We start from the raw sequence: 13145 nt of genomic DNA on the forward strand, positions 1-13145 counted from the left end.
TTAAAGGATAACAAGCCCATGATAAACCAATCCACATTACCTTTTCATGACGATGCGTTGATTGATTTGCAACAGCAATTAAATCAACATCCTATTTACCACGCCTTGCAAACATTGGAAGATTTGCAATGTTTTATGCAGCATCATGTTTATAGTGTTTGGGATTTTATGTCATTAATCAAATATTTACAACAACAAATTGCGCCCACCACAGTGCCTTGGTTGCCACGCGGCGACCGGGGGGTGCGACGTTTTATTAATGAGTTGGTTTTAGAAGAAGAATCAGACCAAGTGCCGACAGAAGAAGGGCAAGACGCGGTTTTTAGCAGCCATTTTGAGTTGTATTGTGGGGCGATGCGTGAGATCGGTGCAAATACGCAAGTGATTGAAAAATTTACTGATTTACTCTCACAACAGCATTCCGTAGAACATGCGCTCACTGCGGCTCATGTGCCTTTGCCGGCGCGAGATTTTACCCGCACTACTTTTACGTTCATTCACAGCGGACAGCCTCACGCGGTGGCGGCGGCTTTGGCTTTGGGACGGGAGCATATTATTCCTGCTATGTTTCGCTGTTTTTTAGCGCGCATGGGAATTACTGAAACCCAAGCCCCAACATTCCATTTTTATTTAAAACGCCATATTCATTTAGATGAAGATTTTCACGCGCCATTATCGCTTCGTTTACTCACGGCATTATGTCACGATTCTCCCGAATTCTTACAGCAAGCTCAACAAGCCGCGGTGCAAGCATTAACGGCACGGAAAGCCTTTTGGGATGGCGTTTTATTATCCTTACCGAGTCAACAACTTTAAAGAAAAACTTAAAAATTATTCGCCCGTTTCTTTCGGATTTTCTTGCAAACCAAGGGCGTATAATTGATTGCGATGAATGCCTGTTATTTGACTGGTTAATTTAGCGGCTTGTTTTAAGGGTAATTCCTCGCGTAATAAATGAAAAATGCGCACCGCTTCGGCAGGGATTTCCTCATTGGATTGTGGGGGTGCGCCCGCGATAACAAGAACAAATTCACCTTTTTGTTGTTGCGTATCTTGTTGTAACCATTGAAATAATTCGCCTAAACTGCTGCGATGGATAGTCTCATACACTTTGGTCAATTCCCGTGCCATCACCACTTCACGCGCTGCACCGAAAATGGCGATCATGTCGGCTACACTGTCAACAATTCGGTGGGGCGTTTCGTAAAAAACCAGAGTACGGGATTCTTGACGGAGGGCTTCTAATTGTTTACATCGTGCGCCTGATTTTGCCGCTAAAAAACCTTCAAAAACAAAGCGATCTGCAGGCATTCCCGCAGCCGATAAAGCGGAAATTAAGGCACTTGCGCCCGGGATTGGACTGACGACAATTCCTGCTTGGTGGCACGCCGCGACCAGATAATAACCGGGATCGCTGATTAGTGGTGTCCCTGCGTCGCTGATTAAGGCGATTGATGTCCCTGATAATAAACGAGAAGTTAGGGTTTGACTGTGATGGTATTCGTTGTGTTCGTGTAAGGCGTATAATGGCGTTGTGATACCAAACTGATCCAGCAAACGACGACTATGACGGGTATCTTCAGCCGCGATCAGATCGACTTGTTTTAAAATCTGAATCGCTCGCATTGAGCAATCTTGTAAATTGCCAATTGGCGTGGCGACGATGTATAAAATCCCTTGGGTCATTTTTTCTCGCTATTTTTATTGGTTTTGCATACCAAAAAGATGTGGTTCTTAAAGTCTTTATTTGGTCAGAATCAGAATTTACAGAATTTCAGGATTTTCAGAATGAAAGAATAAGAAATCTGCTGAAAATAAACCACTGGCAAGAATTAATTTTGAAAATTCTTGTGTCTGTCAATTCTGATTCTGACAGAAAAGTTTTATCAACGGCTTAATTTTGCTACAGAATTACCGATAATTTAAACTGCGGCTGACAATTTCATACACATCTGTGGATAAATTAGGTTGAGCAATAATGGTATTTAATTGTGACTCCATTAAATTACGCCGTAATTTGTCAAAACGTCGCCATTGATTAAATGCACCCACTAAACGCGAAGCCAATTGAGGATTCAAGCGATCTAATTCTAACACCAATTCCGCTAAGAATTTATAAGCACGCCCATCTGCACTGTGAAAACGAACCTGATTGAGTGAGCAAAATGTCCAGATTAACGAACGCACACGATTAGGATTGCGCAAATTAAAATCAGGATGCGAGGCTAAACTTAATACCCGATCTAATGTTTTGGGTAAAGAAGAACTGGCTTGTAACGCAAACCATTTGTCTAAAACTAACGGATCATGTTGCCAACGCCCATAAAATTGTTGCAAGGCTTGTTCGCGTTCGGGAATTTCTAATTCCATTAAACAACTTAATGCCGCTTGCATATCTGTCATATTATCGGCGTGTTGGAATTGTTGCCCAATTAAAGCAATCACTTCTTCATCTTGCAAGGCGGTTAAAAAATGTCTTAATACTGTGTTTTTAAGACGACGCGCATCAATCGCAGAACGACTGTTAGAATAAGGACTTGTGCTGTGATATTGTTGATATAAAGCCAATAATTCACGGCGAAATGTTCGCGCTAATACGCGAGTCATAAAACTACGCGCTTCATATAGCGCATCAACGTCAATGGGTTCTATTTGCTGCCCTAAGAATTTCTCATCAGGCAACATCATCGCCATCGCTTTTAACGAAGGATTTAAACGAGAATCGGTTAATATTTTTCCAAAACTTTGAATAAATAACGGGTCTAATTTTAACTCCCGTCCTGCCGCCCAATCTTGGGCTAAATTTAGCAGCAATTCTTGCGCTAATATCTGCCCGGCATCCCAACGATTAAAACTGTCATTATCGTGTGCCATTAAAAAGGCTAAATGTTCGCGTGGACGTTGCATTTTAACCTGCACGGGCGCAGAGAATCCACGTAAGAAAGACAGCACCGGTTCTTGAGGAATATTCACAAAAATGAATTGCTGTTGCGTTTCACTTAATGACAATAGCCGTTCTTCCCCAATAGGCACATTTTCATCCGCTAATTGCAGCGGTAAAGCCTGACCTTTGGGGTCAAATAAACTCACGCGAATGGGAATTAAACACGGCATAAAAGCAGGCTGTACGGCGGGCGTAGGGGCGCGACTTTGCGTCACTTGCAAGGTGTAAGTCATTTGCTCGGCATCATAGCGGCCGCGTACTTCGCAAACGGGCGTACCCGCTTGACTGTACCAGCGATCAAGGGGGGTCAAATCGATTTGATTCGCCTCTGCCATTGCCACGCGAAAATCATCACAAGTCACTGCTTGACCATCATGTTTCTCAAAATAACGCGCCAATCCTTTTGCAAAGCCTTCCTTGCCCAATAAGGTCTCATATAAACGCACCACTTCCGCGCCTTTTTCGTATACGGTAATGGTGTAAAAATTGTTCATTTCAATATAAGATTCAGGACGAATCGGGTGTGCCATTGGCCCTTGATCTTCGGCAAATTGTAAAGTTCTTAACTTTTTCACATCTCGAATTCGTTTCAAGGCGAAATCAGTCATATCCGCAGTAAAACGCTGGTCTCGATAAACCGTTAAGCCTTCTTTTAAAGTGAGTTGAAACCAATCTCGACAGGTGACGCGATTTCCCGTCCAATTATGAAAATATTCGTGTGCAATAACCGCTTCAATATCTTCATAATCATCGTCTGTGGCGGTGTCGGGACGGCATAAAACAAATTTGGAATTAAACACATTTAATCCCTTATTTTCCATTGCGCCCATATTAAAATCATTCACCGCCACAATCATGTAAACATCTAAGTCATATTCTAAGCCAAATGTTTGCTCATCCCATTGCATGGCTTTTTGTAAAGAAAGCAGTGCATGTTCACATTTATCAATATTTTGCGGTTCTACCCAAATTTCTAAGCGAATTTCTCGCCCGCTCATGGTCTTAAATGTGCCATGATGACAAACAAGCTGGCCTGCGACAAGGGCAAATAAATAGCTGGGTTTACGAAAAGGGTCTTCCCAACGCACCCAATGGCGATTGTTTTCCAACTCCCCCGTGGCCACTCGATTTCCATTAGATAACAACACGGGATAACGGGCTTTATCCGCGCTAATGGTGGTGCTGTAGGTGGCCATGACATCAGGGCGATCTAAAAAATAAGTGATGCGGCGAAAACTCTCCGCTTCGCACTGTGTGCAATAATTGCCATTAGATTGGTATAATCCCACTAATTCCGTATTTTCATGCGGTTTGATCGCCACAACCGTCGATAATTCAAAGTGATCAGGGACAGAAAAAATAATTAATGCTTCACGATCTACTTGATAAGCGGATTCGGGTAACGGTTGCCCATTTAAGGCAATTTCTTTTAGGGTTAATTTTTCCCCATTTAATACCAACGGTTGACCTTCGCTGGCGGTGTCTTTATTACGTCTTATTTGCAAAATACTGCGGACAATGGTGACATCGTCATGTAAATCGACGGCTAATTCTACTTTATCAATCCAATAATCCGGTTGACGATAATCATGGCGATAAATCGGTTGAGGAATAGTTTGCTCGGTTTTCTTGTTCATGTTGCAATGTCTCTTAACGTGACTCAATAACGAGGTCATAAAATCATTATTCGCTGAGTTCTAAGGGTCTTGTTTGCAGCAAATAAAGGTAGTTTTTAGCTAAACACCAATCAATACTTTGTGGGGTATCGTAAAGGACTTTAATGCGTTGAATCAGGTGATATAGCTGTTCAATTTGGGCATCAGTTAGACGGCTGTGTTGGGGGTGGGGGGTGCTGTCGGTTAAATCGGCATATCGCAATTGTCCATTGTCTCGGTGCATTAACCATTGTTCAATGGTAATTCCGCATTTAATACTGAGTAAATACTCATTAGAATTTGGGTTGACAATATTGTGTGTATAAGCCACGCCCGATAATTCAGGCACAATCATTTGTTGAATCACCACGGCAGTGCTGGCTTCTAATTGTGGAATTTCATGGCGTTTTCGTTCTATAATCGCTCTTTCTTTCCATAAAGATAAAAAACAATCACGAATACGTTCAAAAACAGCCTCTTCCCCAATATGATTTAAATAAGTTTCTCCTTGCCCCAAGCTGGACATGGCAGGATTAGGAAGTAAAGAAGAACGCACGGCAAAAGCCTGATCTGTAGGATATTCACTCAACATTTCATAGACTTGAGTGATCAAATTTTTATGCAGCGGTAAGGTAAATAAAGCAGCACGCAAGGCTTCACTTTTACGACGAACTTGCTCAAATTGTTGAAAATCCCAATGATTCACACTTTCTAATAAATGTTGTCCATTGGCGATAAAATCCTGATAAGCCCGTGCCGTGACAATAAATCCTGTAGGGACGGGAAGGCGTTTTTGCGTTAAAAAAGCCACATTAGCTCCCTTATTGCCACTGTGTTCTACATGAGTGGCCGCGGGATCGGTAAGACGTAAAACATAACTGATCATGGTTTGTGTTTGATGACGAAGACGGTTATAAGGAAAATACAGAGTGTTACTTTGTGTTTCATCAAGCCCAATCGCACGATTGATCACACAACAGTTTAAAATGAGGTAAAATGATAAACGGACGATGAGTAATTATTACACAAATTAGATAAGAATCGTCCTCATTGATTGCAATTTGGTAGGAATTTTGTTAAAAAAACGAGGTTGCCATGTCACCACACTTGACTACTTTAGCGTTGGGTTTTTATGTATTGCTATTAACCACTCCCGTGGCCGCTAACCACCCAACCAATATCACTTATAAAACAAAGGGAAACGGCGAAATGGAAGTTTATTCCGTGAGCTGTGCAGATGGCTCTAAACGCACCATTAGCGCGTGGAATGGACGCAAAAACTGGTGCATCGGCACCACCACCAGACACTGCACCAACGATCAGTTGGAAACCGCTAAAAAAGCCTGTCTTTCTTCTGGCGATGCCTAAAATATAGGCTTATAAAAAAGAAACGGAATAACACCCCTTTTTTAGCCCAAAAATAGGGAATATTATTCCGTTTTTTTTAGGGTGTCTCTGCTTCTTCGGTATTAAGCAGATTCTCTAGGATAATTTGGATCATGCGATTGCTAGAATCTTCGATTTTCTCAATGTCTCGATACGTTTCCGCAGGTGACATAATTTGAAAATTATTTTTTAGATGTTTAGCGGAGTTAGTAATGGTACTTAATGGCGTAAAGAGTTCATTCGCCGCCGTACAACGGAATTCTTCTAGGCGTTCATTTTGCTTTTGTAGGCGTTCATTTTGCTGTTGCAATTCGCGGCGCATTTCGCTAATGGATAAATGGGTATAAACCCGCGCCAATACTTCTGCTTTTTGAATCGGCTTACAAATATAATCCACTGCACCCGCACTGAAACTTTTTACTTTACTTTCCGTGTCCATTAATGCGGTCACGAAAATGACGGGAATAGATTCTGTGATGGGGTTTTGTTTTAGACGCTCGCAGGTTTCAAAACCGTCCATTCCGGGCATCATGACATCCAGCAAAATTAAATCAGGTAAAACAGCTTGAGTTAATACCAGTGCATTTTGACCACTTAAAGCGGTCATAATTTCCATTCCTGTTTCTTCTAAACAATCCGATAAAACCGACAAATTATCCGGAGTATCATCGACAATCAAAACAGTAGTATTTTTTTTGTCCATAGTCATGCTCATGCGATGGGTAAGGGCTTATTATGGCAGAATTGTTTTATTGAGGTAAAGCCAATCTTTTTGATTTAAATTCGGCAAAAAATACTTTTAGGAATGATCTCATTTTAGCACGGACAATGTATGATGTAAGCGTATAAGCGAAATCCCCCATTAATACACTTTGATGATGGCGATGTTTGGGGCTTAAAAAAAGCATAAAAAAAACTGATGCGTGACTCATGGGAAACACGCATCAGTAACTAACTGCTTTAAAACGTGAGGGAAGTTAGGCGAGAGCAACGGATTGATTAAGGATAAACAATCTCAACGCGACGATTCCGCTGCCAAGAGCCTTCGTTACTGCCTGTGTCCAGTGGCATTTCTTCGCCGTAGCTCAACGTGGTCATGCGATTGTCGGGAACACCAAAAATGCCTAATGTGCGTTTAGCGGCGTTGGCGCGACGCTCACCCAGAGCTAAGTTGTATTCACGAGAACCGCGCTCGTCGGCATGGCCTTCCAAACGCACGACAACATTAGGATTCGCTCCTAAATAAGCGGCATGTGCTTGTAAAACAGCTTCGGAGTCAGCACGAATGTCACTGCGGTCAAAATCGAAATAAATCAAACGTTCTACAGGAATAGCACTCATAGAACCGCTACCGAATTGGTTACCATCTTGACCAAAACGATCCCCTGCTCCTTGTGTCGTGTCTGTCGCATTGGGTTGGTTTTGAACGCCGCTGGCATTAGGGTCTTCTTTTTGTAACGCACTTTTAGAGCTACAACCTGTAGCCACCAATACCGCCAGTAATAACGATAAATGGGTTTTTTTCATGTAAAAACTCCTTGAAAATTAATAAATTAAGAACAAATAACCACTAAAAAAAATAATACTCAACAGAACGGTACATTCATATTTCGCACAAAAACCCAGCCTTGACATACAAAACCGTTCTAACGATTGATTTAGTGTGTTACATTGGCTGGGTTAGCACCGTGATAAAACTTTGCAAGCGACTGTTTATATGACTTAGGTGGTAATTTTACCACTTTTTTGACATTTTTGTTAATCCTTTTCGCTTAAATACAATAAAATCATTCTGAATACAAAAAAGCCAGACAGGACAAAATAACCCGCTCTTTCTGTCAAACTCCCCAGATTGAGCGGGTATCAAAAATTTTTCCCTATTTTGTCAAAAAAGACTTTACAATCTAAATAAGAATCGTTATCATTACCAACAAGTGACGGGTATTGGCTTGCTTCATCCTCCTCACCGCAACTCTGTCAGGGTTCGCCCGTCACTGTTTCTGCCATAAGACATCTCACTTTCGCTCACAACCGCTTCCTTGTTGTGGGCTTTTTTTGTGGGTTAGTAGCAATAACGCCTTCTAAGGTATAACCCTTATTTAAAAAAGTGATTGATTGCGATAGCCTTATACGTAGTATAGGCGAATTGTGAAGGTGGGTCTTGACACCTTCACATGAGAGTGGAAATAATACCGTATATTATTATGTTGTTTTACGCCATTTAATATTGCAGCCAATGCTGGGCTTTTGCGGTTCAGGCACGTTTTGATCGGACAGCACGGCATCTATGGCGCGACGTACATCTTGTCCCGTCACTGGAATGCCGTTATTCGGGCGCGAATCGTCTAATTGACCGCGATAAACACAGCGCATCTGCCCATCAAATAGGAAAAAATCAGGCGTACAAGCCGCTTGGTAGGCTTTGGCAACTTCCTGAGTTTCATCATAAAGATACGGAAAAGGATACTGCCATTCCAACGCGGTCGCTTTCATGGCTTCGGGGTTATCTTGTGGATAAGTTTCAGCATCATTGGCATTGATCGCAATAATCGCCACCTGTTGGGGTAAATAATCTGTGGCAAGTTGCACCAATTCGCGTTGAATGTGTTTAACAAAAGGGCAGTGATTGCAAATAAACATCACTAATGTGGCTTTTTCTGATCTTAATTCAGTGAGACTCACCGTCTGACCGCTGACCACGTCAGGTAAAGAAAAATCAGGAGCCACTGTTCCTAATGCAATCATTGTTGATGGGGTTTGTGCCATTTTTTAATCTCCCTCGGTAATGAAAAAAGCCAGAAGATTATAGCGCATCATTCTGTTGATTAAATCCTATCACTCTTCCATTCGTGTGTTATACTTATGTGGAGACGGTGGCAAGTGGCTTTTAAGAAAATAGAGCGAGGCTGTTGTGTATCATTCATATACAAATGTTGACACAAATCTAGCCTTACCGTCTCAATCAAGCCAATGATAGCAAAATGATACGATGGCACTTTCTGCGTTTTTCTCCCCAACATCACCTTGAAACTGAAATTGGATAAAACAATACTTTCCACTTCATTCGCCAAGTTAATCGCAAAACCTCATAAGGGATTTTAAAGATACAATATAGGGGAACAATAAATGGCTAATACTAACGAGTTATATGCCCATTTCGCTTCGACAACAACCAAAAGCACGCCTTTTATGACACTATCCGCAGGTACTGATGTCGCAAAATTGGTTTTTGCCGGTACGGCTGTCGCCAGTAAATACCACGCGATGGAATTATTGAGCGAAATTCCAATTATCGGCTTATCGTCCACAGGACAACAAGATGTTTTGCGTTATGGATTTCTTACCTTAGACGAAGGACAACAATTACACCTTTATTCTTTACCCGAACAAATGCCAGAAAGTGTGAAAGAAGAAGTGGTAGAAAACGCATTGGGTATGGTGCTATTGTTGGATAATGCCAGAGTCGATCCATTAGCCGATTTACAACGCTATTTAACCGAATTTGAAGAATTAATTTCTGATACGGCTTTGGTGATTGGTGTGGTGAATGCGGAGCGTGGACAAACCATGTTAAGACAGTATCATGAAATGCTGCATCAATATGGTTATATCACGCCCGTATTTGAAGTGAATGCCAGTCACGGTTACGACATTCGTTTAATGATTAACGCGCTTATCACCGTGCTGGACATTTGATAATTGTTACATATTATTCTTCATCTTCAAAGTGATAACTGGGTTCTTCCAGTGGACTTTGAATGTAGTTGCCTTGTGCGAAATCCACACCACATTGCCACAGTACCGTTAAACTATTGACATCTTCTACGGCTTCAGCAATGGTTTGTTTTCCCGAATCGTGGGCTAATTTAGTAATTTCTTGCACTGCTTTTTGGTTATCAGGATTAGCCGATAAACCGCGGCTAAATGAAGAATCAATTTTGACATAATCCACAGGAATATGTTTTAAGGTACTGGATGAATTTAATTCCGTGCCAAAATGTTCTAAAGCGGTTTTGCAGCCCATCGTATTAACAGTGGTAATAAAAGCTTTAGCCAATTTAACTTGACTGATGGCCACCGCTTCGCTAATTTCAAATACCAAACGTTCACCGGGCAATTGGGTGGATTTTAATAAGCGTCGAATAAACAACAACACATTTTCATCTTTTAACGCTTGATCGGTTAATTTAACCAAGAAAGTGGTGTGTTTATTTTCTTGCTGTTCTTTCATCAAGACTTTGAACGATTCTTTTAACACCCACTTATCCAAATGAATCGTGAGATTGGCCTCTTCAGCAGCGGCAAATAATTGTCCGGCCGGGACAAATTGGCCTTCACTGTCAGTCATGCGCAAAAACACTTCATAAATGGGCAATGTTCCACCATGTAAGCTCACAACAGGTTGATAACGCAAAGAAAAACGATTTTCTTCGATAGCCGTTTCAATCATTTTAGCGATGTCTCTGCTGCCTGTTCCGCCTTGTTCAGAGGTTTTGACTACGGCTTTATAGACTTCATGCCCGTTGCCGCCACGTTGTAACACTTTTCGACAAGCCGTGTGCGCGTCGGCTAACACATCGTGTACACTTCCCGAAGAAGCCATTACCGGCGCAATCCCAATACTACATGTGGTGATGACAGACTGTGTTCCCAATTCGGTGACGGTGGCTTCTACTTTTTTACAAATAGTTTCAGCCAATTGTGTCGCATACGGTATGTCCTTGTCTAACAATAACAAAGTAAACACATTATCGCCAAACCGCGCCACAGTGGCATGTTCGCCTAATTTACCCAAAATCGCCGCGACATTACGCAATAATGGATCGGCACTAACTCCTAAATTTTCTCGATTATTTTCTAAAATATCCAACACCACATATAGCAGAATACTACGCACATTGCTTTCCATCACTTTAGCCAGTGCTTTTTCTAAAATAGCGATGAAATATTGGCGATTAAATAAATTAGTCAATAAATCGCGGCGGCTGACTTCGCGTAATTGCCGTTCTAATTCTTGATTTTGCGATTGATCGCGGATAACAATCTGAATACAGCGTTCACTGTCGTAAATGGCTTTACTGACTTCCATTTTCAGTTTAAACCGCTTGTTATTGGATTTTACGCCTTCCAGACTGATTTCTTGTTCTTCTTCTTTGTCCTCCATCATGTATTCGCGCATAAAGTCTTTGAATTTCGGCTGATCTTCCAAAGACACCAAATCCATGACGGGCATTCCTTCCAAATCATCCATCGTTTTATAACCAAACATCTCCAGATAACTGGGGTTAGCATGGATGTGCATTCCGTCATGCACGTAAGCAATGGCATCACGCGACGATTGCAACAACATAATGTTGTGTCGTTGACTTTCTCGATACAATTGTTCTAAATGTTTGCGGCGGCGGCGTTCGGCTAAATTTTCTAATTCTAGCCCGACGACGCTTTGTAAGGCGACATCGTTGTTATTGGGTAAAACGTTGCGTACTCCTGCTTGATACAGCAGAGCCATCATTTTGTTGTCCATTTTCGACATCAGAACAATGACAGGAATATCCAACTTTGCTTGTTGTACCATTTCACACACTTGTTCTGCGGTCAACTCGCCCACCACAGGAACAGCAATAATCAAATCCCATTCATGTTCATTTAACGCAGTAGCCAAATCTTCATCATCTTCAACATGTGTGGGACGAATGGGATAGCGTGCCTTGCGCAAACTGTTCAGAATGACTTCTGCATCATTAGCTGATTCTTCGATGACAATTAAACGAATAATGTCATTCTGTATCACGTTAGCAATCTCCCTGTAAACCTGTGATTGTGGATTTTTTGAATCTATCTCTTTCCATTATCCTATTGTTCAGATAGAAATGCCATAGTGATCTGCGTTAATAGGGAGTAGGCTTTTTTGAAATTAATTTGATTTTCTGCATAGGACATATTCATAACAAAATTTTGATATTCAGTATGATATTGGGAGTTTTCTTTGAGTGTTTTTAATGATTTAATTAAATAATCACCTAGACAAAAATAATCTTGAGTATTATACCAAAATTAAGCCATTCATAAAATTTTTCTGTCAGAATCAGAATTTACAGAATTTCAGGATTTTCAGAATTAAAGAGTAAAAAATCGATTGAAAATAAACGATTTGCAAGAGTCAATTTTGAAAATTCTTGTGTCTGTAAATTCTGATTCTGACAAAATAAAGGTTCTATGAACCACATCTTTTGGGTATAGCATTTCTACCGTCCCCCCTGCCCTTCCTGCTAGGAGGGGGAAAAATAAGGTTATCTATGTTAGATTTTAACAAAAAAACAAACCCTTCTTCTTTTATATCAATTGCCGTCATCATCGATTTATTCCTTAGTCTTTGATTCGTCCGAACCAGAATTTACAAAAAAACCAATTTTATATCAATTGCCGTCATCATCGATTTATTCCTTAGTCTTTGATTCGTCCGAACCAGAATTTACAAAAAAACCAAAATTCTGATTCAGACCCTTCTTTTATTGGGTAATGATCAGAAACAGTGGCTCAATCCATCGTTTCTTCGGGTGAAAATAAATAGCCTTTGCCGCGAACAGTGCGAATATAACTGGGATTTTTGGGATCGGGTTCGATTTTGCTGCGTAAACGGCTGATGTGAATATCGATTGTGCGATCATAAGGGTCACAGTCATAGCCTTTCAAGTGATTCATTAAATCATCCCGACTCAATACACAACTCGGATGCGTCACCAAAATCGACAGCAAATAAAATTCTGTCGAAGTCAGCGGGATCACTTTTTCATGACGCAACAAACGACGATTGATCACATCTAAGTCAAACTCACCAAAACGATAGCGATGCGTTTGCTCCTTTTTAGGCTCATTTGCCGCATGAATACGACGCAACAACGCCCGCACCCGCGCCAATAACTCCCTTAAATTCGCAGGTTTAGCCATGTAATCGTCCGCGCCCATTTCCAAACCCACAATACGATCCACATCCTCCCCCAAAGAGGATAAAACCAAAATCGGCAAATGCGCGTACCGATCCTGTGACCTTAACCAGCGAATCAATGCAAAACCGTCTTCTTCTGGCAACATTAAATCTAAAAGCAACAACTGAATGTCCTTGTGTTGGTTTAAATACTGTACCAATTTTTTCAGAGTCG

At 41.2% G+C, this 13145-nt stretch carries 11 protein-coding genes; 3 read left to right on the forward strand and 8 right to left on the reverse strand.

Annotated elements, in window-relative coordinates; translation table 11 throughout:
• Positions 1–18: 18 nt before the first annotated feature.
• Positions 19–816 carry a DUF3050 domain-containing protein gene (locus TPSD3_RS02810; protein WP_086487068.1) on the forward strand — a complete coding sequence of 266 codons (798 nt, stop codon included), beginning with the start codon at positions 19–21 and terminating at the stop codon, positions 814–816.
• Between the two features lie 15 nt (positions 817–831).
• Here the strand turns inward: TPSD3_RS02810 and rsmI are convergent, their stop codons facing one another.
• The 3 genes from rsmI to TPSD3_RS02825 all read right to left on the reverse strand — a co-directional run bounded on the left by rsmI (position 832) and on the right by TPSD3_RS02825 (position 5485).
• Positions 832–1686, reverse strand: coding sequence for a 16S rRNA (cytidine(1402)-2'-O)-methyltransferase (gene rsmI, locus TPSD3_RS02815; RefSeq protein ID WP_086487069.1), 855 nt, complete (start codon positions 1684–1686; stop codon positions 832–834).
• A gap of 225 nt (positions 1687–1911) precedes the next feature.
• Positions 1912–4581, reverse strand: coding sequence for an aminopeptidase N (gene pepN / locus TPSD3_RS02820; RefSeq protein WP_086487070.1), 2670 nt, complete (start codon positions 4579–4581; stop codon positions 1912–1914).
• Between the two features lie 46 nt (positions 4582–4627).
• The gene (locus tag TPSD3_RS02825) at positions 4628–5485 is read right to left on the reverse strand and encodes a PEP/pyruvate-binding domain-containing protein (RefSeq protein WP_086487071.1); all 858 of its coding nucleotides are present in this window, start codon (positions 5483–5485) and stop codon (positions 4628–4630) included.
• Between the two features lie 209 nt (positions 5486–5694).
• Between TPSD3_RS02825 and TPSD3_RS02830 the strand changes: the two genes are divergently transcribed.
• Positions 5695–5967, forward strand: coding sequence for a hypothetical protein (locus TPSD3_RS02830; RefSeq protein ID WP_086487072.1), 273 nt, complete (start codon positions 5695–5697; stop codon positions 5965–5967).
• A gap of 76 nt (positions 5968–6043) precedes the next feature.
• On the opposite strand, the gene TPSD3_RS02835 is transcribed toward TPSD3_RS02830, so the two are convergent.
• The 3 genes from TPSD3_RS02835 to TPSD3_RS02845 all read right to left on the reverse strand — a co-directional run bounded on the left by TPSD3_RS02835 (position 6044) and on the right by TPSD3_RS02845 (position 8751).
• A complete protein-coding gene (locus TPSD3_RS02835; protein WP_176329703.1) occupies positions 6044–6688 on the reverse strand; it encodes a response regulator in 645 nt (214 codons plus the stop codon).
• Between the two features lie 296 nt (positions 6689–6984).
• Positions 6985–7512 carry a peptidoglycan-associated lipoprotein Pal gene (pal, locus tag TPSD3_RS02840; protein WP_086487074.1) on the reverse strand — a complete coding sequence of 176 codons (528 nt, stop codon included), beginning with the start codon at positions 7510–7512 and terminating at the stop codon, positions 6985–6987.
• Between the two features lie 675 nt (positions 7513–8187).
• Positions 8188–8751 (reverse strand): thioredoxin family protein, encoded by a 564-nt coding sequence (locus TPSD3_RS02845; RefSeq protein ID WP_086487075.1) that lies wholly within the window; start codon positions 8749–8751, stop codon positions 8188–8190.
• A gap of 360 nt (positions 8752–9111) precedes the next feature.
• Here TPSD3_RS02845 and TPSD3_RS02850 point away from each other — a divergent pair, with 360 nt between their 5' ends.
• Complete coding sequence (locus TPSD3_RS02850; RefSeq protein ID WP_086487076.1) at positions 9112–9681, forward strand: hypothetical protein; 570 nt, start codon at positions 9112–9114, stop codon at positions 9679–9681.
• A gap of 13 nt (positions 9682–9694) precedes the next feature.
• Here the strand turns inward: TPSD3_RS02850 and TPSD3_RS02855 are convergent, their stop codons facing one another.
• Together TPSD3_RS02855 and TPSD3_RS02860 are read right to left on the reverse strand one after the other, a co-directional pair.
• The gene (locus tag TPSD3_RS02855; protein WP_086487077.1) at positions 9695–11776 is read right to left on the reverse strand and encodes an EAL domain-containing response regulator; all 2082 of its coding nucleotides are present in this window, start codon (positions 11774–11776) and stop codon (positions 9695–9697) included.
• A gap of 746 nt (positions 11777–12522) precedes the next feature.
• Positions 12523–13131, reverse strand: a complete 609-nt coding sequence (locus TPSD3_RS02860) for a winged helix-turn-helix domain-containing protein (protein ID WP_217884354.1) — start codon at positions 13129–13131, stop codon at positions 12523–12525.
• Positions 13132–13145 lie beyond the last annotated feature (14 nt).

Source organism: Thioflexithrix psekupsensis (assembly GCF_002149925.1).
Lineage (GTDB): Bacteria > Pseudomonadota > Gammaproteobacteria > Beggiatoales > Beggiatoaceae > Thioflexithrix > Thioflexithrix psekupsensis.